Below are 23,808 nucleotides of genomic sequence, written 5' to 3' on the forward strand. Positions count from 1 at the left end.
TTGAAAATACTGCACTCATTAAAAGCAAAAGCGCGGCTATAGCCGCGCTTTCTCAACGGATGTTACTTCGTCAGGGCAACAATACCCAGCGTCAAACCTGCTACTGCGGCAGCACCGCCGGCGATAGCACCCGCAGTCTCCCAGTTATCCTGGGTGGTGCCTTTCACACATGTATTGGTATGAACCAGTCGGCCCTGATCGTCGTAAACCGGTACACATGGAGAGTCGTGCGCGCAACCAGCAAGCAGCGCAGCGAGAAGTGCAACGGAAATGAATCTTTTCATGATGTTACCTCAGTATTATTTCTCATCCGCCATAAAGCCAGGAGGGCTATTAACGAACTGGAGGTTATTTTACCACCGGGGTAAGTCCTCGTTACACGAGGAATAATCTCAAATTATGTAGTTTGTAAAAATCGTGGAGAAAAGTCGGTTTAAGGAGGAATTAATGGAGACATTATGAAGATGTAAGGGGCTGTTTTTACTTAATGCAAATCATCATGTTTTAACACTGCCTTTATGTAAAGCCTAATTTATTGTTTATGTTAAAAATAAAAAAGGCACCGTAGGTGCCTTTTCAGGGAAACATTACTCTTTATGGTGAGTAAACCGTCGCCGAACAACCACAAAGAAGACGGGCACGAAGAAAATCGCCAAAAGCGTTGCGGAAAGCATTCCCCCCATAACGCCCGTACCGACGGCGTTTTGCGCGCCGCTCCCGGCCCCGGTGCTGATCACCAGCGGCATGACGCCAAGGATAAAGGCCAGAGACGTCATCAGGATTGGTCGAAGTCGCATCCTGGAAGCTTCCAGCGTGGCTTCAATAATGCCTTTGCCTTCTTTATCCATCAGGTCTTTAGCAAATTCGACGATCAGGATGGCGTTTTTCGCCGATAAACCAATCGTCGTCAGCAGTCCGACCTGGAAATAGACGTCATTATTTAGCCCGCGCAGCGACGCTGCGAGAAGAGCCCCAATGACCCCCAGCGGTACAACCAGCATAACGGAGAACGGAATGGACCAGCTTTCATATAGCGCTGCCAGACACAGGAACACCACGATCAGCGAAATGGCGTACAGTGCAGGCGCCTGGTTACCCGAGAGCCGCTCCTGATAAGACATTCCCGTCCAGTCATAGCCGATGCCGGAAGGCAGTTTTGCCGCGAGACTTTCCATCATAACCATGGCCTCACCGGTACTTTTACCCGGGGCTGATTCACCCAGGATCTCCATAGAGGGCATCCCGTTATAGCGCTCCAGGCGAGGTGAACCATAGACCCAGTGAGCGTTGCTAAACGCTGAGAACGGGACCATTTCCCCATTCGCGCTGCGCACGTAAAGGTTGTTAATATCTCCTGGCAACATACGGAATTTTGCGTCGGCCTGTACGTAGACCTTTTTCACTCGTCCATGATCGATAAAGTCGTTCACATAGGTGCCACCTAAGGCCGTCGAAATCGTCTGGTTGACGTCAGAAAGACTGACGCCCAGCGCCTGCGCTTTCTCCTGATCGACATCCAGCTTGAACTGAGGCGTATCTTCAAGACCGTTAGGGCGCACGCGAACCAGCAGGTCAGGGTGCTCTTTCACCATGCTGAGCAGTTGGTTACGCGCCTGCGTCAGCTGGGTATGCCCCAGGTTGGCCTGATCGATCAATTCAAAGTCGAAGCCCGTGGCGGTACCCAGCTCAATAATTGCAGGCAGGTTAAACGGGAACACAAGGCCATCTTTAATCTGACTGAAGGCTTTCGTCGCGCGACCCACAATGGCTTCGACGCCATTTTCCGCCCCCGGGCGCTCCTCCCAGGGCTTCAGGCTGACGAATGCCATACCGGAGTTCTGACCCTGGCCGCTAAAGCTAAAGCCGTTAACGGTAAAGACGGATTCAACGTTCGCCTTCTCTTTGTTCAGATAGTAGTCCTGAACCTGGTCGAGGACCTGCTGAGTTCGCGTCTGGGTTGCACCCGCCGGGAGTTGAACCATCGTCATAAACACCCCCTGATCCTCTTCGGGCAGGAAGGAGGTGGGCAAGCGCAGGAAGAGCACCGCCATCCCACCGACAATAATGACGTACACCACCAGGTAGCGTCCTGTCTTACGCAAAATACCGCTCACGCTGTTGCTGTAATGCTCCACGCTCTTATCAAAAAGCGCATTAAACCAACCAAAGAGGCCACCTTTCTTCTCATGGTGGTCGCCGGATACGGGCTTAAGCAACGTTGCACAGAGGGCGGGCGTCAGGATGAGCGCCACCAGTACGGACAACGCCATAGCGGAAACGATAGTCAGCGAGAACTGGCGATAGATCGCCCCCGTCGAGCCGCCAAAAAAGGCCATCGGAATAAAGACCGCCGAGAGCACCATGGCGATCCCCACCAGTGCGCCCTGGATCTGCTCCATCGACTTCTGCGTGGCCTCTTTCGGCGGCAGCTTGTCCTCGACCATGACACGTTCAACGTTCTCAACGACCACGATAGCGTCATCGACCAGCAGACCTATCGCCAGCACCATGCCGAACATCGTCAGGGTATTGATGGAGAAACCAAACGCCGCCAGAACCGCAAAGGTACCCAGCAGAACGACCGGCACCGCGATAGTCGGGATGAGCGTCGCACGCAGGTTTTGCAGGAACAGGTACATGACCAGGAAGACGAGAACGATCGCTTCAAACAGGGTCTTCACCACTTCGTGGATGGAGATTTTTACAAAAGGCGTGGTGTCATAGGGATAAACAACCTTCAGCCCCTGTGGAAAGAACTGCTGCAGTTGCGCCAGCTTGCTCTTTATGGCTGCTGCGGTGTCCAGCGCATTTGCCCCGGTTGCCAGCTTAATCCCCAGACCGGTTGCCGCCTGCCCGTTGATTTTAGTGACCATGTTGTAGTTTTCGCCACCCAGCTCAATGCGGGCCACGTCCTTCAGATGAACCATCGAGCCGTCCTGGTTCACCTTGAGCGTCACGCGGCCAAACTCCTCCGGTGATTTCAGGCGGGTTTGCGCAATGATCGAGGCATTCAGCTGCTGCCCTGGAATGGACGGCGTTCCGCCCAGCTGGCCTGCCGCTATCTGATCGTTCTGCGTTTTCAACTGGTTGATAATATCCAGCGGCGTCAGCTGGTATTTGTTCATCGCGTTGCTGTCGAGCCAGATGCGCATCGCGTACTGAGCGCCAAACAGCTGAACGTCACCGACGCCAGACGTTCGGCTGATGGCATCTTTGACGTTTGAGGCGACATAGTCAGAGATGTCGTTCTGCGTGAGGCTTTTGTTGTCTGAAACAAAACCGGCGACCAGCAGGAAGCTGCTGCTGGATTTCTCCACGCCAATCCCTTGCTGCTGAACCTCTTGCGGCAGCAGCGGCATGGCGAGCTGCAGCTTGTTCTGCACCTGCACCTGAGCGATGTCCGGGTCGGTTCCTGACTCGAAGGTCAGGGTGATGGTGACGTTACCCGCTGAATCGCTGGTGGAGGACATATACATCAGGTTATCGATACCGTTCATATTCTGTTCGATAACCTGGGTCACGGTATCCTGCACCGTTTGAGCGTCCGCTCCCGGGTAGGTCGCGGAAATCGCCACGGCGGGAGGAGCAATGGTTGGATACTGTGCGACGGGGAGTTTGATAATGGCCAGCCCGCCTGCAATCATCAAAATGATGGCAAGTACCCAGGCGAAAACCGGTCTCTGAATAAAGAAATTAGCCATGTCGTCGTCCCTTAACCGGTAGGAGTCGTTGTGGTATCCGGCGTGGCGACGACGGTTACCCCTGGTCTGACTTTCTGTAGCCCGCTGACAATCACGCGGTCACCATTTTTCAGCCCTTCCGTCACCAGCCAGCGATCGCCAATTGCCTGAGGGGCCACGACGGTTCGCGGCTCAACCTGGTTTTTATCGTTCACCACCAGCACGGTTGCATCGCCTCGCGGCGTACGGGTCACGCCTTGTTGTGGAACCAGAATTGCGTCCGGCTGGGTGCCTTCATCAATGCGGGCGCGAACAAACATGCCGGGTAACAGCAGATGCTGAGGGTTCGGGAAAATGGCGCGCAGGGTAATCGAGCCGGTACTTTCATCGACCGTGACGTCAGAGAACTGCAATGTGCCTTTCAGCGGATAGGGCTGACCGTTTTCCATCAGCAGTTCGACGCTGCTGGCGGTATCGCCTTTTTGCAGACTCGTCTGTTTCAGGCGCATAAAATCATTACTGGACTGTGTGACATCGACATAAATCGGATCGAGCTGCTGGACCGTTGCCAGTGCTGCAGCTTGTCCGTTCGTCACCAGCGCCCCTTCTGTCACGCTGGATTTCCCGATACGGCCATCAACAGGAGAGGTCACTTTGGTGTAGGCAAGGTTGATACGTGCGCTTTCAACGCCGGCTTTTGCAGCAACAACGCTGGCATCTGCCTGCTGAGCCGTCGCCACGGCCTGGTCATACTCCTGCTTACTGACATACTGGGTGCCTACCAGCGGGAGATAACGTTTTACCGTCAGGTGTGCAATATTGGCCGCCGCCTGAGCCTTCGCCAGTTCGCCTTTCGCGCTGTCATAGGCTGCCTGATAGGTCGCAGGATCAATCTGGTAAAGTGAATCACCCGCTTTTACATCGCTACCTTCCGCGAAGTTGCGGCGAAGGATTATGCCGCTAACCTGAGGACGAACCTCCGCAACGCGAAATGCATCTGTTCTGCCCGGGAGTTCAGTGGTGACAGCCAGAGGCGCGCTTTTCACAATATGCACGCTGACCTGAGGCGCCTGCAGGTGTTGTTGTTGATTTTCCTGACCATCGCATCCAGTGAGCAGTACCGCGCAGACAATGAAACCGGATAAGGGCAAGCGTCTGAAATGATTCGTCATTACTGTTCCTTTAAATACCCATTAACCGATATATGCCGCGAATCGGTATCTGGGGCAGAGGGATAAAAAATAAAATGTAGCTGCGTATAATAATGAGGGTATTTAATGTTTTTTAATTTATAAGTGCGAATGACCATGCTTGTAGAAAAAAATCAGAATCAGACCTGAACCATTCGGGGATATACTTCAGGCATGTTAATCAGGTAAATGCGTTTAATGTTGTCTAATTATTCATTTCGTGAATTTAATTGATTTGATGTATTTGCCTTAATTATAAATTAAGCGGATTGACTTTTTTTGTGCAAAATTAAAACGGATTTTAGTGAATACTTACATTTGCATGAATGCACTATTACCTTTCAACCTTGCGAGTAACGAGTGGTTGCCTATGGCGCGTAAAAAGAAAGAAGAGGCTCAACAAACCCGGCAGCAGCTGATTGAGGCGGCTATCGCACAGTTTGCGACGCGTGGCGTAGCCAGCACGACGCTGACGGATATCGCTGATGCTGCAAAGGTGACGCGCGGCGCGATCTACTGGCACTTCACCAGTAAATCAGAAATATTTAATGCCATCTGGGAGCAGCAATTACCGCTTCGTGACATTATTCGCGACAGGCTTTCCCTTTCCGATAGTGACGATCCATTGTTAAAACTTCGTGAGCAATTTATTACCGCGCTGCAGTATATTGCCCATGAACCCCGGCAATGTGCGCTTTTACAAATTCTCTATCATAAGTGTGAATTTAGCAGTGATATGATTTCAGAGCGTGAAATCAGAAAGCGTATTGGATTCAATGATGACACGCTACGCGCCACGCTGGAGACCTGTATTTCGCGCAATATCATTTCGCCAAAGGTGAATGTTGATCTCACCTTGATCGTATTCCACGGTTTTTTTAGCGGAATAATTAAAAACTGGTTAATGAATAACGACAGTTTTAATCTTTATCAGCAGGCACCTGCTCTGGTCGATAGCATACTGGCGACACTTCCTGTCATTCGCGTGTCGCCTGATGAGGGGGCTTACAGCTCAGCGCCAGGTAACATTTCCCCTCGGGCACAAAGTGCTTCGATGGTCTGCGCGCTGGCGGGTTTACCTAACAGATAACCCTGAAGGGTGTTACAGCCCAGCTCGGTTAAAAAGGCCTGCTGTGCTTCGGTTTCCACACCTTCAGCGACGACCTTCAGGTTAAGGGTTTTAGCGAGGGCCACAATCGCTGAGACAATAGTGGCATCCTCGCTTTCGCCGCTGAGCTCTTTCACAAACGCCCTGTCGATTTTCAATTCACAGGCCGGTAAGCGTTTGAGGTACAGCAGGCTCGAATATCCGGTGCCAAAATCATCAATGGAGGCCTTCACGCCCGCATCCGTCAGCTCTGTCAGCACTCGTACGCTCTCATCCGGATTGCTCATCGCCGTGGTTTCCGTCACTTCGAGGATCAACATTTCCGGTGGCACACGGTGAAGAGCCAGGCAGTCGAGAACCGTTTTAACCAGCGAGGGTTGTTCAAACTGCAGTGTCGACAGGTTTACCGCCATTGACCAGCTTTGATGCCCCTGAAGATGCCATTCCCGCAGCTGGCGACAGGCTTCATTAATCACCCAGTTGCCAATGGGGATGATCAGCCCCGTTTTTTCCGCTAGCGGCAGAAAAAGGTCCGGCGTCAGTAACCCCTGTTTAGGATGCTGCCAGCGCAATAACGCCTCGAATCCGAGGACAGGACCCGCGGGGGCGTGAAATTTTGGCTGATACAGCAGGCGCAGTTCATTGCGATCGAGCGCCATCCACAGATCGTTCATTAACTGGAGATGGGTCTGCGCCAGGGTGTTCATGGAGGGCTGGAAAAAGTGGTAACCGTTACGACCCATATGCTTCGTGTGATACATCGCCGCGTCGGCGTTAAACATCAGCTCACGCTCGGTTTTACCGTCGTGAGGATACAGCGCGATACCAATGCTGAGGGTCACCACCAGTTCATAAGGGCCGAGATTGAACGGGCTATCGATCGCGCGGACCAGCGAATTCGCCAGCGATGCCGCGTCGTCCGGACCTTCTCCCTCGGCCAGCAGAACAAACTCATCACCGCCGATACGTGCAAGGGTGAACTGGCCTTTCAGGAGAAGCAGCAGACGCTGCGTTACGGCGACCAGCAGCTTGTCACCGACATCATGGCCATAGGCGTCATTGATAGCTTTAAAGCCGTCGAGATCCATGAACATCAGGGCAAAGTGGTTCCCTTCACGATCGGCTTTGCTGATGGCCTGATCGAGTCTGTCTTCCAGCAGGATACGGTTGGGCAGGCGCGTCAGGGTATCGTGCAGCGCCAGTTGAGCAAGTTCCCGGTTAGCTTCTGCCAGCGATGAAGCCAGAAGGGCGGTACGTGCCTGAAGGCGGGCATCCAGCATCGACACCAGCAGGGTGATCCCCAGAATAGAGAGCGCGACGACGCTAACCAGCACCGCCAGCCAGCTCCCGTTAATCCCCTCATGATGAACCATTGTGGACATTGGAAACTGCGCCGCTTTCATCCCGGCATAGTGCATTCCGGCAATGGCAATCCCCATCGTGATGGCGGCCCCCATGCGCATCAACACGACCTGTGCGGCTTCTCGCCGCAGGCGGAAGGTCAGCCATAATGCCGCGAGCGAAGCGGCAAGCGCAATCGCGATCGAAATGGCCACCCAGACCTTGTCCCAGATAATCCCGGGCATCACTTCCAGCGCCGCCATGCCGGTGTAATGCATAGCAACAATACCGCTGCCCATCACCAGCGCGCCGGGCAGCAGTCGGCGTAAACGTAATTGCTCGCAGCTCACGAGCCATAGCGCAAACAGCGACGAACCCACGGCGATGACCATGGATAACACCGTCAGGGTGGCGTTGTAGCTCATGCTCATGGAGAGGTCCATCGCCAGCATGCCGATAAAATGCATGGCCCACACGCCAATGCCCATTGCAATACCGCCGCCAGCCAGCCAGACGCGGGCAGCGACGCCCTCACTCCCGGCGACGCGTGCAGCCATGTTCAGCGCGGTATACGCCGCAAGGATGGCAACAACAAAGGAGAGGACGACAAGGATATGGTTGTATTGGCTGACCAGCATGAACGGTTCTACTCGAGTGTGGGGTTACGCTAGAGCGGTTAAGAAGGGCGAGACATTATCACCGTCAGGTAATGGCTCAAAGGGATTTAAATCCCCGTTTTTAGTGGGTAATAACGGGGGCTGGCGTAATCGTGCGGTTAGTCGAGTTCGGAGCAGTTCACGAGTTTCAGCGGATTGACGGAGTTCATATTGCGACACTTATCGGTTTCGGTGCTCATCAGTTCAATCCACTGCATCAGGAGTGCATCGAAAATGAGAACGGAGATTGCAAAGACAACCAGCCACCAGTATTTACGAATCATTGTGTCATTCCGCGAGAAGAACGCCAGTAAGGTGGGGGAAATATACACGAAAAACCGTGGTTGAAAAGCGGGATAAGCGAAGGTTTACAATGCGTTGACGGAGAGGCGCAGGTAATAAAAAAGGCGCTTCCCCATGCCGAAGAGCGCCTTTTTAAACAAGCATTTAACTGATTAGTATCAGTTCATGCCGTATTTTTTCAGTTTCTTACGCAGAGTACCACGGTTGATACCCATCATCAGCGCAGCGCGGGTTTGGTTACCGCGGGTGTATTGCATCACCATGTCCAACAGTGGCTGTTCAACTTCAGCCAGTACCAGCTCATACAGGTCATTAACATCCTGACCGTTCAGTTGAGCAAAATAGTTCTTCAGTGCCTGTTTAACCGAGTCACGCAGGGGCTTTTGAGTTACCTGGTCCTGAGAGTTAACGGTAGAAACGGTCAGTACGTCAGAATTTACGCGTTGTTCGAACATAGTTCTGTCAGCTCTTTATTTCATTACGCAAGATTTTCGAAGTATGCCTCCAACGCCTCCAGCTGTACGCTGGCATCCTCTATGGCGTTGAATGTGCGCCGAAACTGGTCATCTGGAGCGTGCTCCTGGAGATACCAGGAGACGTGTTTACGCGCAATTCGGTACCCTTTTGCCTGGCCGTAGTGGTCATGCAGTTCCCGAACATGCGAACAAAGCAAGCGCTTAACCTCTGCCAGAGGCAGCGGGGCAAGCAGCTCCCCAGTGTCCAGATAATGCTGGATTTCCCGGAAGATCCAGGGTCTTCCCTGAGCTGCACGTCCTATCATCAGAGCATCAGCTCCCGTATAGTCGAGTACAGCTCTGGCTTTAAGCGGGTCAGTTATGTCGCCATTCGCGATAATCGGAATGGAAACTTTCTGCTTAACTGCCCGAATGCTGTCGTATTCAGCTTCACCGTTGAACAAACAGGCGCGAGTGCGTCCATGAATGGTCAGGGCCTGAATGCCACAGTCTTCGGCCAGTTGGGCAATCTCTACACAGTTACGGTGTTCCGGCGACCAACCCGTGCGAATCTTCAACGTAACAGGAACGTCCACTGCGCTGACAACCGCCGTCAGGATAGCTTTCACCTGGTCGGGGTATTGCAGAAGGGCTGAACCTGCAAGCTTGCGATTCACCTTTTTGGCCGGGCACCCCATATTGATATCAATAATCTGGGCACCACTTTCCACGTTAATCCGCGCGGCATCTGCCATCTCTTCAGGCACGCTTCCGGCAATTTGCACGGTGCGAATACCTGGTTCATCAACGTGCACCATCCGAAGGCGGGATTTATCGCTTTCCCAAACCTGCGGGTTAGACGACATCATCTCGGATACGGTTAAACCGGCTCCCATCTCATAGCACAGCGTCCTGAACGGCCGGTCTGTAATACCTGCCATAGGGGCTGCGATCAGGCGATTTCTAAGCTGGTGGTGTCCGATGCGCATGAGTTAAGAAATGACCATACTGTGACTGCAAGGCGGCGTATATTACGCATTTTTTGCACGAGATGAAAGGCCAAACTTTGAACAATCCACTGTTGTAGATCAAGGAATCGCCGCTCAATCTTCCTGTTCAAAATTATTCATTATTTAAATCATTATGTTATACGATAATGGTTATTTTATAGGCGCTTACAATTTCCCGTAACTTCTCATCATTTCTGAATAAATGCTTCGCTGAAGCGGGATAATCTGCTGTTTTTAGCAGCAGATTTCCCCACTTCTTTGCGATCTGCGTCGCATTTTAGAACATGATCGTCATGCGAAAAATGCGTCTTATTCGACCACTACGCGCCCATGCAGCGACTGTACCGGCCGGTTATTATCGTGATGCATTGTATGGGTGAATTTATCAAGCTGTTCTGCAGAAACCGTCAGGGGCTGCTTTAGCACAATCCAGGTGACGCCTTCTGAACACGGAGGGGTGGTCAATGAACCGCTAAAGCGCCAGTACGTTTTATTTTTTGGCAGCAGTTTATTCAGGTTAAGATCCTGTTTGATGGAGACGTTCTGCTCGGCCTGCTGAGGCATAACGCGCCACAGTTTTTCAAGCTCCGGGTTTGCGGCCCCTTTATCAAACATGACCGCCACCACCGTCAGTTCTCCACCGGCATTTTTATGAACCAGATGCATTTCCATCGCATATTTTTTGCCATGAACGGTGTTTTCGCTCGGCGCGTGGAAATGGAACTGCTGTAACGTCCAGGTTTGCTTATCAAGAGTAAGGGTATCGCGGGTGTCAGCCTGTTCACTTGCCTGAATGGTATGGCCGTTGTTTGTCAGCGTAACAGGGCCATCAATGTAGTGGGTTTGTAGCGGGGAGAGGTGGGCGTTAGCGGTCGAATCAATATTAATGGGAGACTGGTTCATTCCGCTTTGACAGGTCTTGTATGCCTCGTCCAGCTCGCCCCAGTGTTCCGGCGAACCTTCTCCTTCGTAGCTCCAGTGTGATGCAAATGCTGAAGCCGAGATCATGCTCAGCGCCAGCAGCGCTGCCTTGCCAGTAATGTGTTTCATCATATTCTTCCGGTGAATTTTTATAATACAAATCAACGTGATTTGTAGGGTTATTTTACCGAAGAATGACCGGGGGAGAGAGGATTATCAAAGGGGGAGAGGCGTGGTCAGATGACCACGCCAAATGCTTATTTTTTACGGCCGGTGATGCGGCACCACTCTTCTTTCTCCACCACAGGGTCGAGGGCAAAGAGATCCGCGTAGGCTTCACACACGCTGTCGGCCTGGCTCGCCAGGATACCGGAAAGCCCCAGCAGACCGCCCTCAACGGGCAGCACGCTGATTAACGGGGCCAGCTCGCGCAGTGGGCCCGCCAGAATGTTTGCGACCACCACATCGGCTTTCATGGCGTCTGGCTGAGCATCCGGCAGATACAGCTCCAGACGATCGGAGACGCCGTTACGCTCGGCATTATCGCGGCTGGCCTGAATTGCCTGCGGATCGATATCGATCCCGATGGCTTTTGCCGCGCCCAGTTTCAGGGCTGCAATCGCGAGGATCCCGGATCCACAGCCGAAGTCGATCACTGTCTTACCGTCCAGATCCAGACCATCCAGCCACTGCAGGCACAGGGACGTGGTTGGGTGAGTGCCGGTACCAAACGCCAGACCCGGGTCGAGCATCACGTTGACCGCATTCTCGTCCGGGACGTCGCGCCAGCTTGGGCAGATCCACAGACGTTTGCCGAACTGCATCGGGTGGAAGTTATCCATCCACTCGCGTTCCCAGTCTTTGTCTTCCAGCTGTTCGATTTTGTGCACAAAGCCCGCGCCCAGCAGAGGATGATTCTCCAGAGTCGCGACAACCTCTTTCATATCGGTTTCGGCATCAAACAGGCCAATAACGTCGGTATCACCCCACAGGCGGGTTTCGCCCGGCAGCGGCTCAAAGACCGGCGTGTCATGCGTGTCCTGGAAGGTGATGGAGACCGAACCGGCCTCCATCAGCGCATCGCTCAGTTCCTCGGCGTTAGCGCCGGTTGTGTTCAGTTTTAGTTGGATCCACGGCATGGCAAAACTCTTTATTTATCAGTAGAAATCATAGCGGGCTGTGGGACGGGCTGACCGAAACGGTTCCCCACCACAAACGCCAGTAAACTTAGCAGTAACGAAGGCACAATTGGATGGAAGCCCAGGTACTGAATCTTAAACGTTGCGAGGACGGCATACAGCACACCGCCGACGATCATGCCGCTCAGCGCGCCCGCCGCGTTTGCGCGTTCCCAGTAAAGCCCTAACACCAGCGGCCACAGGAATACCGCCTCAAGCCCACCAAATGCCAGCAGGTTCAGCCAGATGATCATCTCCGGCGGACGCCAGGCGGCGAGCATCATCAGAATGCCGAGCACCAGCGTGGTCCAGGTTGAGATGCGTTTCAGCTTCTGCTCATTATGCATTTTAGCCGGACGCGCGCTAAGCCACAGATCTTTGATGATGGTGGCGGAAGCCTGAAGCAGGTGCGCGTTAACGTTGGACATGATTGCCGCCATCGGTGCAGCAAGGAACAGCCCGGCGGCCCACGGCGGCAGAACCTGCACCATCAGCGTAGGGATCACCTGATCCGGCACGGTCAGGTGAGGTAATACGGCCCGTCCCAGCGCGCCCGCCAGATGCATGCCCAGCATAAGAAGGGCGACAACGACGGTACCAATCACAATCCCGCGGTGAACGGCTTTGCTGTCTTTATAGGAGATACAGCGCACGGCGGTGTGCGGCAGACCGATAACCCCAAAGCAAACCAGCACCCAGAAGGAGGTCATAAACGCGGGCGTCAGGATATCGTCAGCACCATGAGGGCTGACCAGCTTAGGATCAATCTGTTCCAGCGTTTGCACCGCATTGTGTAACCCGCCGGCCGCATAGATGACGCCAACCAGCAGCACAAGGGTGCCTATCAGCATCACCATGCCCTGCATGGTGTCGTTCAGCACGCTGGCGCGGAAACCGCCAAACGCGGTGTACAGCGCAATCGTGATCCCGAAGATGAGCAACCCGGTCTCGTACTTGATACCCGCAGCCGTTTCCAGCAGGCGTGCGCCGCCAATAAACTGAACGGCAATGGCGCCAACGAAGGCGACAATCAGGCTGATACTGGCAATCCAGACCACCGCACGGCTCTGATAGCGTGCCTGCAGCATGTCGTTCAGCGTAATGGCGTTATAGCGACGGGCGAGAATGGCAAATTTTTTGCCCAGAATGCCCAGCGACAGCCAGATTGTGGGCACCTGAATCATGGCCAGCAATACCCAGCCCAGGCCGTATTTATATGCGGCTCCCGGCCCGCCGATGAACGAACTGGCGCTCACGTAGGTGGCGGTCAGCGTCATCGCCAGCACAAACCCGCCCATCGAACGGCTGCCGAGGAAATATTCGCTCAGAAACGATCCGGTGCTGCGTTTGCGCATGGCATAGAAAGAGAGACCAAATACCACGATCAAATAGACAACCAGCACGGTGATGATTTCAGTTTGCATCACTGTCCTCCAGCGGGAAATCCCGGAAGATAAAGCGCACCATCAGCCAGCTGAGCAGAATGAAAATCAGCGGTACTAACAGACATGCCATTTCAAACCAGTGCGGCAGGCCGGTTATGCCTGTGGTTGAGTCTGGTAAGTAAGCAGTCACTAACCATGCGGCGAGATAGAGAAGGGTCAGCCACAGCGCCCAGCGCGCTTCTTTATGGGCCTGAACAAAACGTTTGTCCATTTTTTGTCCCTTGTGGATGAAGAAAGCGGGGATTGTACATGATGAGGCTTTCCAGGCCCCAGAAATAAAAAAGGCCGGATAATCCGGCCTTTTCGCAAAGATGCTGTATTACTTCTCGTGCAGACCGAGTTTTTTCTCCAGATAGTGGATGTTGGTTCCACCATTCTGGAAGTGCTCGTCGCTCATAATGCGCATCTGCAGATCAACGTTGGTTTTAATACCGTCGATGATCAGCTCCTGCAGGGCGTTCTTCATGCGGGCAATCGCCACGTCACGGTTTTCGCCGTAGCAGATAAGCTTGCCGATCATTGAGTCATAGTACGGCGGTACGGTGTAACCGGCGTAGATATGAGATTCCCAACGCACGCCAAAGCCACCCGGCGCGTGGAAACGCGTGATTTTACCCGGGCTTGGCAGGAAGGTGTTCGGGTCTTCGGCGTTAATACGGCATTCTACCGCATGGCCTTTCACCACAACTTCTTCCTGCTTGATGGACAGCGGCTGGCCTGCAGCGATACGCAGCTGTTCTTTGATCAGGTCAACGCCGGTGATCATTTCGGTAACCGGGTGTTCAACCTGAATACGGGTGTTCATCTCAATGAAGTAGAACTCGCCGTTTTCGAACAGGAACTCGAAGGTACCTGCACCGCGATAGCCGATATCGACACACGCTTTGGAGCAACGCTCGCCGATGTAGCGACGCAGCTCTGGGGTAATGCCCGGTGCTGGCGCTTCTTCGACCACTTTCTGGTGACGACGCTGCATGGAGCAGTCACGTTCTGCCAGATAGATCGCGTTACCCTGACCGTCAGCCAGCACCTGAATTTCGATGTGGCGTGGGTTTTCCAGGTATTTTTCCATGTACACCATGTCATTGCTGAAAGCGGCTTTCGCTTCTGCTTTGGTCATGGAGATGGACTGCGCCAGTTCAGCATCGCTACGCACAACGCGCATACCGCGACCGCCGCCGCCGCCGGACGCCTTGATGATAACCGGGTAGCCAATGCGTTTAGCATGAGCACGGTTAGCATCCATGTCGTCGGTCAGAGGGCCGTCAGAGCCTGGTACGGTTGGAACACCGGCTTTTTTCATCGCGGTGATTGCAGACACTTTGTCGCCCATCAGGCGGATGGTGTCGGCTTTCGGGCCGATGAAGATGAAGCCAGAGCGTTCAACCTGCTCAGCAAAGTTGGCGTTCTCAGAGAGGAAGCCGTAACCCGGATGAATTGCCACCGCGCCGGTGATTTCAGCGGCGCTGATGATAGCCGGGATGTTCAGATAGCTTTTTACGGACGGAGCCGGGCCAATACAGACCGTCTCATCCGCCAGCAATACGTGTTTTAAATCGCGATCCGCGCTTGAGTGCACAGCAACGGTCTTGATGCCCAGCTCTTTACAGGCACGAAGAATACGCAGTGCGATCTCGCCGCGGTTGGCGATAACAATTTTATCCAGCATGTACGCCTCGTTACTCGATGACGACCAGCGGCTCGTCAAATTCAACCGGCTGACCACTTTCGACCAGAATCGCTTTCACAGTACCTGATTTGTCTGCTTCGATCTGGTTCATCATTTTCATCGCTTCAACGATGCACAGGGTATCGCCTACGTTGACTTTCTGACCCACTTCGATGAACGCCTTCGCGTCCGGGCTCGGGGTGCGGTAGAAAGTACCAACCATTGGGGAACGTACGATGTGACCACTGATTTCTGCTGCAGCGGCAGGTGCGGCTTCAGCTGCTGGCGCAACGGCTGCGGAGAGCGCAGGCTGCTGCACTGGCGCAGCATAAGCTTGCTGCATTACCGGGAAGCTAGCGGCTGGGGCTGCACGGCTGATGCGTACAGACTCTTCGCCTTCAGAAATTTCCAGTTCGGAGATGCCTGATTCTTCAACCAGCTCGATCAGTTTTTTAATCTTACGAATATCCATGAGTGGGTTCCGTACTCTTGTTTAGTGTGATTGTGACAAGCGTTTTACCGCTGTCTGTAAAGCGTATGAATAGCCGTCGGCGCCCAGTCCACAAATAACGCCAGCAGCGATATCTGACAGATATGAGTGGTGGCGGAACGGCTCTCGGGCGTGCACATTACTCAGGTGGATCTCGATAAACGGGATACTCACCGCGAGCAGTGCGTCGCGGATAGCAACACTGGTGTGCGTAAACGCGGCCGGATTGATCAGGATATAGTCCACAGTGTCTTTAGCCTGATGAATACGGTCGATGAGTGCGTACTCCGCATTCGACTGAAAATGATCCAAATCCACATTCAGTGACGCTGCTTCCGTTCCCAGACGGTTAACAATTTCACCCAATGTTAGCGTGCCGTACTTCTCTGGCTCACGGGTGCCGAGCATGTTCAGGTTCGGTCCGTTCAAAACTAAGATATGGAACTTATCAGTCATTATGCCGCTATCTCCTGCGATTTTCGGGTAAAAAACAAAATATACCTTCGAAGCGCAAATGTCACCTTTTCAGAGGCTTAAAACCGCTGTCAGGCGAACCAAGGTCGCACATTATAACGATTTCGTAGCATTTAGCAGCTAAATACTGGTCTTATCAGGGAAGATTATCAACCGCTATCCGAAAAAGATTTGCGGTTGACGGGGAATCTGCGGGAAAACGCACAGTTTCGCGAACTATCGCCACCACTGGCGGAACTTCTTGTAACGCCATGCTAAAAGCGCCACGGCCGCCAGCGCATAAAGGACCGGCTGCGGGGAGAGGATCTTCACCGACCACAGGTAATGAATGGGGGCGAGGATCGCGACAAGATAGACGAAGTTGTGCAGCAGCTGCCAGCGCCTGCCCAGTTTTCGCTGCGCATATTGCGTGGATGTCAGCGCTAACGCCAGTAAAACCACCCAGCTCACGATACCCAGCGTCAGATAAGGACGCGTCACCAGTTCGCGGCCAAGCAGCGCCAGATTGTTAATTCCCAGCTCCAGCAGGGCATAGCTGGTGAGATGCAGCGTCGCCCAGGCAAAACACCATAGCCCTAACAGCCGACGGGTACGTATCAATAATGGCTGTTTAGCGTAGCGCGCCAGCGGCGAGACGAGCAAGGTGGCCAGCAAAAATTTCAGAGCCATCCGACCGGTAAAATGCTGGATATCCTTCGCCGGGTCTGCGCTAAAGAGCCCCTGGCTGGCGGCCCAGAACAGCCATATAAAAGGAAGCAGCCCGGCCAGATGCAGCAGCACTTTCAGCCAGGTAATCTGTTTTGCCGTTAAACGCACTCAGAAGTTCTCCCGTAAATTGAGACCACGGTAAAGCGAGGCCACTTCATCCGCATAGCCGTTAAACAGCAGCGTCGGCTGGCGCTTCACGTCCAGCGCACCGCCGGAACCAATAAACCGCTCGGTTGCCTGCGACCAGCGCGGATGATCCACGTGCGGGTTCACGTTGGCGAAGAAGCCGTATTCGTCCGGGGCCGCCAGATTCCAGGTGGTTGGCGGACGCTCGCGGGTAAGCTTAATGCTGACGATAGATTTAATCCCTTTGAAACCATATTTCCACGGTACGGTTAAACGGATGGGGGCACCGTTCTGCGGCGGAAGCGCTTTGCCATAAACGCCGACGGTCAGCAGGGTAAGGGGGTGCATCGCTTCATCGAGGCGTAGCCCTTCCACATACGGATACTCAAGCCCGCCGCCGATAAACCGATCTTTCTGCCCGGGCATCTCGTCCGGCGCATAGCGCGTCTGGAAAGCGACATATTTTGCGTTGCTGGTGGGCTCAACCATCGCCAGCAGTTTATGCAGCGGGAAGCCGATCCACGGCACCACCATCGACCACGCTTCCACGCAGCGCATGCGATAGATACGTTCTTCGAGCGGGAAACGGGTGGTGAGATCGTGGTGGTCCAGCGTCAGGGGTTTCGCCACTTCGCCATCAATCTTCAGCGTCCACGGATCGGTTTTGAGGCTTCCCGCGTTCGCGGCAGGATCGGCCTTATCGAGACCAAATTCGTAGAAGTTGTTGTAGCCGGTGACTTTATCTTCCGGCGTGAGCGTCAGTTTGTTTTGCCATTGGGCGGGTTTCGTAAAGGTGAGCGGGGCACCGGAAGGGGCCTTCGGCCGATCGTTGCCTTTAAACCAGTCGAGCAGGTCGGCGTGTGCCGCCGGAGAGAGCGTCAGGGCAGTGGCGCTGATGCCAAGCATTTTTAGGATCTGGCGGCGCTGTAGCATAAAGACAGACTCGGACGTTACGTCGGCTTCCGTCAGTTTTCGGTTTTTCATGGCATCCTCCGTCATGCGTTTTTCTAAGCATGACGGAGGAGAGGGATTCGCGCGAATATGTCACGAAAATTTGAAGATTAGGCGATTTTTACCAGCGCACGACCGTGGAACTGGTTGTCCATGATCTTACTGGCGTATTCCGGCGCCTGGCTGAGGGTTATCTCCGTTGCGCTCTGGGTATAGAAAGATTCAGGCAGATCGCGTACCAGCCGTTCCCAGGCTTCATGGCGACGGGAAGGCGGGGTCATCACAGAATCCACACCCTGCAGGCGTACGTTACGCAGAATAAATGGCATCACGGTGGTTGGCAGGGCAAATCCGCCCGCCAGACCGCAGGCTGCCACGCAGCCGCCGTAGTTCATCTGCGCCAGGACTTTTGCCAGCACTTTGTCTCCGACGGTATCCACCGCCCCTGCCCAAACCTGTTTTTCCAGCGGACGGGTTTCGGCAAATTCGTCGCGGCTGAGAATGCGGCTGGCGCCGAGCTGGCGCAGATAGTCATGGGTACTTTCACGGCCGGAAACCGCAGCGACCTGATAGCCCAGCTTGTGCAGCAGCGCGACTGCCGTGCTGCCCACGCCGCCGCTGGCGCCGGTGACGACAATTTCACCCGACTCAGGGCGAATACCCGCATCTTCCAGCGCCATCACGCACAGCATGGCGGTAAAGCCTGCCGTGCCGACGATCATCGCCTTGCGGCCATCCATACCTTTCGGCATTGGCACCAGCCACTCGCCCTTCACGCGCGCCTGCGTTGCCAGCCCGCCCCAGTGATTTTCACCTACGCCCCAGCCGGTAAGCAGCACCTGCTGGCCCGCGTGGAAACGCGGATCTTCGCTGGTATGAACCCGGCCAGCGAAATCAATACCTGGCACCATAGGGAAATTTCGGATGATTTTACCCTTACCGGTAATCGCCAGCGCATCTTTATAATTTAAACTGGACCAGTCGATGTCGACGGTTACTTCGCCTTCCGGCAGGCGACTCTCTTCTACCGCCTGCACTGAGGCAAGCGTTTTGCCATCCTGCTGTTCTAAGATCAAAGCCTGCATACGGGGTCCTCTCGACTCAGATGATTGGAAAATAATTTCTGAAGACTATACTCGCTCAGGGAAACGCAGTGCCGATTTAACGCAATAAATTGCCAGATACGCCCGATTTGGTAGTATGCCGCATTTGAAATGCAAGTTAGCGCTTACTCGCTACCCCATCAACCCACGGAGTAATCTCAAGGATGCGATTAACGACGAAGTTCTCGGCTTTTATCACCTTGCTGACGGGGCTTACCATTTTTGTCACCCTTCTGGGCTGCTCCCTGAGCTTTTACAACGCCATTCAGGACAAGCTGGTCAACCGGGTACAGTCTGTTGCCTCGGTGATTGATACGCGTCTGCTGACGACGCCGCTGCCGGCGCTGTCCCGCGAGCTCGATGAGTTGATGGTACCTGTTGATATTGTTCAGATCGACATTCAGCAGGGAAAGCATCGTGTTTTAAGCCACGAACGGTCGGGAAGTTATTTGCCCGCGGGCGTGGTGAGCCAGTATCGGGAAGTGACGGTACACTCCCTTAAAAATCCGGGGATGACCATACGCATGGTCTACCTCGATCCGATGGCGAGCTATTTCCGTTCCATGATGACCACCGCGCCGCTCACCGTCGCCGTTGCGTTTATCGTCCTGCTGATCATTCTCGCGGTCCGCTGGCTGCGCCGCCAGCTCTCCGGTCAGGAGCTGCTGGAGATGCGCTCTGTACGGATCCTTAACGGTGAACGTGGCCCGCAGGTGCGTGGCTCCGTCCACGAGTGGCCGTCGCGCGCCAGCAGCGCGCTGGATACCCTGCTCTCCGAAATCCAGTTTGCCAGCGACCAGCGCAGCCGTATGGATACGCTGATCCGCTCTTATGCGGCGCAGGATAATAAAACCGGCCTTAACAACCGTCTTTTCTTTGATAATCAGCTCGCCACGCTGCTCGACGATTCAGAAAAAGTGGGGACACACGGGGTAGTGATGATGATTCGCCTGCCCGATTTCGATCTCCTGCGCGACACCTGGGGACAGCGGGTCGCGGAAGAAAACCTCTTTACGCTGATCAACCTGCTCTCCACCTTTATTATGCGCTACCCGGGCGCGCTGCTGGCCCGCTATCACCGCAGTGACTTTGCCGTGTTGTTGCCTCACCGTACGCTGAAGGAATCGGAAAGCATCGCCAGCCAGCTGCTGAAGGCGGTGGATGCGCTGCCGCAGAGCAAAATGCTCGACAGGGACGATATGGTCCACATGGGGATCTGCGCCTGGCGCGGCGGACAATCCACAGAACAGGTGATGGAACATGCGGAAGCCGCTACCCGCAACGCCGTGTTGCAGGGGGCGAACGGGTGGGCGGTTTATGATGACTCGCTGCCGGAAAAAGGGCGCGGCAACGTGCGCTGGCGAACGCTGATTGAGCAAATGCTCAGCCGCGGCGGGCCGCGTATTTATCAAAAACCCGCGGTCATGAAAAACGGCAACGTTCATCACCGTGAACTGATGTGTCGTATTTTTGACGGCGCGGAAGAGGTTATTTCTGCGGAATATCTGCCGATGGTGCTGCAATTTGGCCTGTCCGAAGAGTATGACCGCCAGCAAATTACCCGGCTGATTCCGTTTTTATCCTTCTGGCCTGAAGAAAACCTGGCGTTACAGGTCACCGTGGAGTCGTTAATACGCCCACGTTTTCAGCGCTGGCTACGTGATACATTAATGCAATGCGAAAAATCGCAACGCAAACACATTATTTTTGAACTTGCTGAGGCCGACGTAGGTCAACACATCAGCCGGTTACGTCCGGTGGTACGTTTGATCAATGCGCTTGGTGCGCGTGTAGCGGTGACGCAGGCAGGTTTAACGCTGGTCAGTACCAACTGGATCAAGGAGCTGGATGTGGAGTTATTAAAGCTACATCCGGGGCTGGTAAGGAATATTGAGAAGCGTACGGAAAACCAGCTGCTGGTACAGAGTCTGGTTGAAGCATGCAAGGGAACGCGAACACAAGTATTTGCTGCGGGCGTGCGCTCCAGAAGCGAATGGCAGATGTTAACAGAGCGCGGTGTGATGGGTGGTCAGGGGGATTTTTTTGCTGCCTCTCAACCGCTTGACACCAACGTGAAAAAATATTTGCAAAGATACTCGGTTTGACCTGCCGTTTACGCTGTTTTCACGTAGAATATCGCGCCTGTAGCTTTGAGTATGTCGAGCAAAAAGCCAGTGAACGACCTGTAACGGGTTACAAACGTCAGTGGGGAACGCTACTGTTTACTCAGCCCTGAGGGAGTCAGGGGATAGTTTGTAACATCAGGAAACGTACTGCACAAATTTTCACCGTTGCAGATGATTTTTGCGCCTTGTCGCTGCTGCGTGTGGTTGGTAAAGTAAGCGGATTTTGTTTTCCGCCCCAGCTTTCAGGATTATCCCTTAGTATGTTGAAAAAATTTCGTGGCATGTTTTCCAATGACCTGTCCATTGACCTGGGTACCGCGAATACCCTTATTTATGTAAAAGGACAAGGCATCGTATTGAATGAGCCTTCCGTTGTGGCCATTCGTCAGGATCGTGCGGGCTCGCCGAAAAGCGTGGCCGCTGTGGGTCATGACGCGAAGCAGATGCTGGGTCGTACCCCTGGCAACATCGCCGCCATTCGCCCAATGAAAGACGGCGTTATCGCCGACTTCTTCGTGACTGAAAAAATGCTTCAGCACTTCATCAAGCAGGTTCACAGCAACAGCTTCATGCGTCCAAGCCCGCGTGTTCTGGTGTGTGTGCCGGTTGGCGCAACCCAGGTAGAACGTCGCGCAATCCGTGAATCTGCCCAGGGTGCAGGCGCACGTGAAGTGTTCCTGATTGAAGAGCCAATGGCTGCGGCCATCGGTGCTGGCCTGCCTGTTTCCGAAGCTACCGGTTCTATGGTGGTGGATATCGGTGGTGGTACCACTGAAGTGGCCGTTATCTCTCTGAACGGCGTGGTGTACTCCTCTTCCGTACGTATCGGTGGTGACCGCTTCGATGAAGCCATCATTAATTATGTGCGCCGTAACTACGGCTCTCTGATCGGTGAAGCCACCGCAGAGCGTATCAAACACGAAATCGGCTCTGCGTATCCGGGCGATGAAGTGCGCGAGATCGAAGTGCGTGGCCGTAACCTGGCGGAAGGCGTTCCACGCGGTTTTACCCTGAACTCCAACGAAATTCTGGAAGCACTGCAGGAACCACTCACGGGCATCGTGAGCGCGGTAATGGTTGCGCTGGAACAGTGTCCACCTGAGCTGGCGTCCGATATCTCCGAGCGCGGTATGGTTCTGACCGGTGGTGGTGCGCTGCTGCGTAACCTCGACCGCCTGTTAATGGAAGAGACAGGTATTCCTGTCGTAGTTGCAGAAGATCCACTGACTTGCGTCGCCCGTGGTGGTGGCAAGGCGCTGGAAATGATCGACATGCACGGCGGCGATTTGTTCAGCGAAGAGTAGTCGAGTTTGAGAGGGTAGCAATTTGCTACCCTTTCTCTCTGACGCGAGAATACGCATAGCCTATGAAGCCAATTTTTAGCCGTGGCCCATCGCTACAGTTTCGCCTCATCCTGGCGGTTCTGGTTGCGCTTGGGGTCATTATTGCCGATAGCCGCCTCGGTACGTTCAGCCAGATCAGAACGTACATGGATACAGCCGTCAGTCCTTTCTACTTTGTTTCAAATGGTCCCCGTGAACTGCTCGACTCCGTTTCTCAAACGCTGTCTTCGCGCGACCAACTCGAACTCGAAAACCGGGCATTACGTCAGGAACTGCTGCTGAAAAACAGCGAACTGCTGATGCTGGGGCAATACAAGCAGGAAAACGCGCGTCTGCGTGAACTGCTCGGCTCGCCGCTGCGTCAGGATGAGCAGAAAATGGTCACGCAGGTAATCTCCACCGTGAACGACCCCTACAGCGATCAGGTTGTGATCGACAAAGGGAGCGTGAACGGGGTGTATGAAGGTCAGCCTGTTATCAGTGATAAAGGCGTCGTGGGCCAGGTTGTTGCCGTGGCCAAACTGACCAGCCGCGTGCTGCTGATTTGCGATGCCACGCATGCGCTGCCGATTCAGGTTCTGCGCAACGACATCCGCGTGATTGCGGCCGGTAACGGCTGTACGGACGACCTGCAGCTGGAACACCTGCCGGCTAACACGGATATCCGCGTGGGCGACGTTCTGGTGACGTCCGGTCTGGGTGGACGCTTCCCTGAAGGCTATCCGGTTGCGGTGGTCTCTTCGGTGAAGCTGGATACTCAGCGTGCCTATACCGTGATTCAGGCGCGTCCAACCGCCGGTTTGCAGCGTCTGCGCTATCTGCTGCTGCTGTGGGGCGCCGATCGTAACGGTGCTAATCCGATGACGCCTGAAGAGGTGCATCGCGTAGCAAATGAGCGCCTGATGCAGATGATGCCGCAGGTTCTCCCGCCTGCGGATTCCATGGGGCCGCCTGCGCCAGTACCGGCGCCGGCAACCGGGTTAACGCAGCCGCTGCCGGATGCGCCGCCACCGCCTAAACTCTCTTCGGGAGGGCAGTAGTGGCAAGCTATCGTAGCCAGGGACGCTGGGTCATCTGGCTCTCGTTTCTCATTGCACTGTTACTGCAAGTGATGCCCTGGCCGGATGACATTCTCGTTTTCCGGCCAAACTGGGTATTGCTCATTTTACTCTACTGGATCCTTGCCCTGCCGCATCGCGTAAATGTCGGCACAGGTTTCGTGATGGGTGCCATACTGGATCTCATTAGCGGCTCTACGCTTGGCGTGCGCGCCTTGTCCATGAGCATTATTGCGTACCTCGTCGCACTTAAATTCCAGCTCTTTCGTAACCTTGCGCTCTGGCAACAGGCCCTGGTGGTGATGCTATTGTCGCTCGCTGCGGATATCGTTGTTTTCTGGGCAGAGTTTTTAGTGATCAACGTCTCTTTCCGACCGGAAGTGTTCTGGAGTAGTGTAGTAAACGGTGTGCTCTGGCCATGGTTATTCCTGCTGATGCGTAAGGTTCGCCAGCAGTTTGCTGTGCAATAAAAG

General features: G+C 54.2%; 22 protein-coding genes. 5 read left to right on the forward strand and 17 right to left on the reverse strand.

The window, feature by feature from the left end:
• Positions 1 to 62: 62 nt before the first annotated feature.
• From V4835_RS02495 to V4835_RS02505, 3 genes are all read right to left on the reverse strand, one after another.
• Positions 63 to 284, reverse strand: a complete 222-nt coding sequence (locus V4835_RS02495; RefSeq protein WP_063143613.1) for a lipoprotein — start codon at positions 282 to 284, stop codon at positions 63 to 65.
• Between the two features lie 303 nt (positions 285 to 587).
• Positions 588 to 3,701, reverse strand: coding sequence for an efflux RND transporter permease subunit (locus V4835_RS02500; RefSeq protein WP_331411123.1), 3,114 nt, complete (start codon positions 3,699 to 3,701; stop codon positions 588 to 590).
• Positions 3,702 to 3,712: 11 nt separating this feature from the next.
• Positions 3,713 to 4,852 carry an efflux RND transporter periplasmic adaptor subunit gene (locus tag V4835_RS02505; RefSeq protein ID WP_331411124.1) on the reverse strand — a complete coding sequence of 380 codons (1,140 nt, stop codon included), beginning with the start codon at positions 4,850 to 4,852 and terminating at the stop codon, positions 3,713 to 3,715.
• Between the two features lie 388 nt (positions 4,853 to 5,240).
• On the opposite strand from V4835_RS02505, the gene envR reads away from it, so the two are divergent.
• A complete protein-coding gene (gene envR, locus V4835_RS02510; RefSeq protein ID WP_331411125.1) occupies positions 5,241 to 5,960 on the forward strand; it encodes an acrEF/envCD operon transcriptional regulator in 720 nt (239 codons plus the stop codon).
• Here the strand turns inward: envR and V4835_RS02515 are convergent.
• The 14 genes from V4835_RS02515 to acuI all read right to left on the reverse strand — a co-directional run bounded on the left by V4835_RS02515 (position 5,876) and on the right by acuI (position 18,790).
• Complete coding sequence (locus V4835_RS02515) at positions 5,876 to 7,957, reverse strand: putative bifunctional diguanylate cyclase/phosphodiesterase (protein ID WP_063143611.1); 2,082 nt, start codon at positions 7,955 to 7,957, stop codon at positions 5,876 to 5,878. The genes envR and V4835_RS02515 overlap by 85 nt on opposite strands.
• 137 nt (positions 7,958 to 8,094) lie before the next feature.
• Positions 8,095 to 8,259, reverse strand: coding sequence for a DUF2556 family protein (locus tag V4835_RS02520; protein WP_008502862.1), 165 nt, complete (start codon positions 8,257 to 8,259; stop codon positions 8,095 to 8,097).
• 177 nt (positions 8,260 to 8,436) lie between these two features.
• On the reverse strand, positions 8,437 to 8,733 hold the full coding sequence (gene fis, locus V4835_RS02525; protein ID WP_000462905.1) for a DNA-binding transcriptional regulator Fis: 297 nt from the start codon (positions 8,731 to 8,733) through the stop codon (positions 8,437 to 8,439).
• Positions 8,734 to 8,756: 23 nt separating this feature from the next.
• On the reverse strand, positions 8,757 to 9,722 hold the full coding sequence (gene dusB, locus V4835_RS02530; RefSeq protein WP_023309409.1) for a tRNA dihydrouridine synthase DusB: 966 nt from the start codon (positions 9,720 to 9,722) through the stop codon (positions 8,757 to 8,759).
• A 330-nt stretch (positions 9,723 to 10,052) separates the two neighbouring features.
• The gene (locus V4835_RS02535) at positions 10,053 to 10,793 is read right to left on the reverse strand and encodes a carbonic anhydrase (RefSeq protein ID WP_331411126.1); all 741 of its coding nucleotides are present in this window, start codon (positions 10,791 to 10,793) and stop codon (positions 10,053 to 10,055) included.
• A gap of 128 nt (positions 10,794 to 10,921) precedes the next feature.
• Positions 10,922 to 11,803, reverse strand: coding sequence for a 50S ribosomal protein L11 methyltransferase (gene prmA / locus V4835_RS02540; protein ID WP_331411127.1), 882 nt, complete (start codon positions 11,801 to 11,803; stop codon positions 10,922 to 10,924).
• An 11-nt stretch (positions 11,804 to 11,814) separates the two neighbouring features.
• On the reverse strand, positions 11,815 to 13,266 hold the full coding sequence (gene panF, locus V4835_RS02545; protein ID WP_032650448.1) for a sodium/pantothenate symporter: 1,452 nt from the start codon (positions 13,264 to 13,266) through the stop codon (positions 11,815 to 11,817).
• A complete protein-coding gene (locus V4835_RS02550; RefSeq protein WP_063143609.1) occupies positions 13,256 to 13,498 on the reverse strand; it encodes a YhdT family protein in 243 nt (80 codons plus the stop codon). The genes panF and V4835_RS02550 overlap by 11 nt, the downstream gene beginning before the upstream one ends.
• A gap of 108 nt (positions 13,499 to 13,606) precedes the next feature.
• Entirely contained in the window at positions 13,607 to 14,956 is a 1,350-nt protein-coding gene (accC, locus tag V4835_RS02555; protein WP_010436177.1) for an acetyl-CoA carboxylase biotin carboxylase subunit, read from the reverse strand.
• 10 nt (positions 14,957 to 14,966) lie between these two features.
• The gene (gene accB, locus V4835_RS02560) at positions 14,967 to 15,428 is read right to left on the reverse strand and encodes an acetyl-CoA carboxylase biotin carboxyl carrier protein (protein ID WP_010436174.1); all 462 of its coding nucleotides are present in this window, start codon (positions 15,426 to 15,428) and stop codon (positions 14,967 to 14,969) included.
• A gap of 21 nt (positions 15,429 to 15,449) precedes the next feature.
• The gene (gene aroQ / locus V4835_RS02565) at positions 15,450 to 15,902 is read right to left on the reverse strand and encodes a type II 3-dehydroquinate dehydratase (RefSeq protein WP_063143608.1); all 453 of its coding nucleotides are present in this window, start codon (positions 15,900 to 15,902) and stop codon (positions 15,450 to 15,452) included.
• A 234-nt stretch (positions 15,903 to 16,136) separates the two neighbouring features.
• Positions 16,137 to 16,736 carry a protein-methionine-sulfoxide reductase heme-binding subunit MsrQ gene (msrQ, locus tag V4835_RS02570; RefSeq protein WP_213328838.1) on the reverse strand — a complete coding sequence of 200 codons (600 nt, stop codon included), beginning with the start codon at positions 16,734 to 16,736 and terminating at the stop codon, positions 16,137 to 16,139.
• Positions 16,737 to 17,738, reverse strand: a complete 1,002-nt coding sequence (gene msrP / locus V4835_RS02575) for a protein-methionine-sulfoxide reductase catalytic subunit MsrP (protein WP_063143606.1) — start codon at positions 17,736 to 17,738, stop codon at positions 16,737 to 16,739.
• 77 nt (positions 17,739 to 17,815) lie between these two features.
• Entirely contained in the window at positions 17,816 to 18,790 is a 975-nt protein-coding gene (gene acuI / locus V4835_RS02580) for an acrylyl-CoA reductase (NADPH) (protein ID WP_063143605.1), read from the reverse strand.
• 182 nt (positions 18,791 to 18,972) lie between these two features.
• Between acuI and csrD the strand changes: the two genes are divergently transcribed.
• The 4 genes from csrD (at position 18,973) to mreD (ending at position 23,805) form a co-directional block, all read left to right on the forward strand.
• Positions 18,973 to 20,913: an RNase E specificity factor CsrD gene (gene csrD / locus V4835_RS02585; protein WP_331411128.1), complete on the forward strand. Its 1,941-nt coding sequence runs from the start codon at positions 18,973 to 18,975 to the stop codon at positions 20,911 to 20,913.
• 281 nt (positions 20,914 to 21,194) lie between these two features.
• The gene (gene mreB / locus V4835_RS02590) at positions 21,195 to 22,238 is read left to right on the forward strand and encodes a rod shape-determining protein MreB (RefSeq protein WP_000913396.1); all 1,044 of its coding nucleotides are present in this window, start codon (positions 21,195 to 21,197) and stop codon (positions 22,236 to 22,238) included.
• 62 nt (positions 22,239 to 22,300) lie between these two features.
• Positions 22,301 to 23,317 (forward strand): rod shape-determining protein MreC, encoded by a 1,017-nt coding sequence (gene mreC / locus V4835_RS02595; RefSeq protein WP_023309400.1) that lies wholly within the window; start codon positions 22,301 to 22,303, stop codon positions 23,315 to 23,317.
• Positions 23,317 to 23,805 carry a rod shape-determining protein MreD gene (gene mreD, locus V4835_RS02600; RefSeq protein WP_023309399.1) on the forward strand — a complete coding sequence of 163 codons (489 nt, stop codon included), beginning with the start codon at positions 23,317 to 23,319 and terminating at the stop codon, positions 23,803 to 23,805. The genes mreC and mreD overlap by 1 nt, the downstream gene beginning before the upstream one ends.
• The last annotated feature ends 3 nt before the right edge of the window (positions 23,806 to 23,808 follow it).

It is taken from the genome of Enterobacter cloacae complex sp. CARB60, assembly GCF_036487345.1.
GTDB lineage: Bacteria > Pseudomonadota > Gammaproteobacteria > Enterobacterales > Enterobacteriaceae > Enterobacter > Enterobacter asburiae_D.

Excerpts from the sequence above, each read along its gene's own strand:
- V4835_RS02495 (WP_063143613.1), bottom strand. The coding sequence starts at position 284 with ATGAAAAGATTCATTTCCGTTGCACTTCTCGCTGCGCTGCTTGCTGGT.
- V4835_RS02500 (WP_331411123.1), bottom strand. The coding sequence starts at position 3,701 with ATGGCTAATTTCTTTATTCAGAGACCGGTTTTCGCCTGGGTACTTGCC.
- V4835_RS02505 (WP_331411124.1), bottom strand. The coding sequence starts at position 4,852 with ATGACGAATCATTTCAGACGCTTGCCCTTATCCGGTTTCATTGTCTGC.
- envR (WP_331411125.1), top strand. The coding sequence starts at position 5,241 with ATGGCGCGTAAAAAGAAAGAAGAGGCTCAACAAACCCGGCAGCAGCTG.
- V4835_RS02515 (WP_063143611.1), bottom strand. The coding sequence starts at position 7,957 with ATGCTGGTCAGCCAATACAACCATATCCTTGTCGTCCTCTCCTTTGTT.
- V4835_RS02520 (WP_008502862.1), bottom strand. The coding sequence starts at position 8,259 with ATGATTCGTAAATACTGGTGGCTGGTTGTCTTTGCAATCTCCGTTCTC.
- fis (WP_000462905.1), bottom strand. The coding sequence starts at position 8,733 with ATGTTCGAACAACGCGTAAATTCTGACGTACTGACCGTTTCTACCGTT.
- dusB (WP_023309409.1), bottom strand. The coding sequence starts at position 9,722 with ATGCGCATCGGACACCACCAGCTTAGAAATCGCCTGATCGCAGCCCCT.
- V4835_RS02535 (WP_331411126.1), bottom strand. The coding sequence starts at position 10,793 with ATGAAACACATTACTGGCAAGGCAGCGCTGCTGGCGCTGAGCATGATC.
- prmA (WP_331411127.1), bottom strand. The coding sequence starts at position 11,803 with ATGCCGTGGATCCAACTAAAACTGAACACAACCGGCGCTAACGCCGAG.
- panF (WP_032650448.1), bottom strand. The coding sequence starts at position 13,266 with ATGCAAACTGAAATCATCACCGTGCTGGTTGTCTATTTGATCGTGGTA.
- V4835_RS02550 (WP_063143609.1), bottom strand. The coding sequence starts at position 13,498 with ATGGACAAACGTTTTGTTCAGGCCCATAAAGAAGCGCGCTGGGCGCTG.
- accC (WP_010436177.1), bottom strand. The coding sequence starts at position 14,956 with ATGCTGGATAAAATTGTTATCGCCAACCGCGGCGAGATCGCACTGCGT.
- accB (WP_010436174.1), bottom strand. The coding sequence starts at position 15,428 with ATGGATATTCGTAAGATTAAAAAACTGATCGAGCTGGTTGAAGAATCA.
- aroQ (WP_063143608.1), bottom strand. The coding sequence starts at position 15,902 with ATGACTGATAAGTTCCATATCTTAGTTTTGAACGGACCGAACCTGAAC.
- msrP (WP_063143606.1), bottom strand. The coding sequence starts at position 17,738 with ATGAAAAACCGAAAACTGACGGAAGCCGACGTAACGTCCGAGTCTGTC.
- acuI (WP_063143605.1), bottom strand. The coding sequence starts at position 18,790 with ATGCAGGCTTTGATCTTAGAACAGCAGGATGGCAAAACGCTTGCCTCA.
- csrD (WP_331411128.1), top strand. The coding sequence starts at position 18,973 with ATGCGATTAACGACGAAGTTCTCGGCTTTTATCACCTTGCTGACGGGG.
- mreB (WP_000913396.1), top strand. The coding sequence starts at position 21,195 with ATGTTGAAAAAATTTCGTGGCATGTTTTCCAATGACCTGTCCATTGAC.
- mreC (WP_023309400.1), top strand. The coding sequence starts at position 22,301 with ATGAAGCCAATTTTTAGCCGTGGCCCATCGCTACAGTTTCGCCTCATC.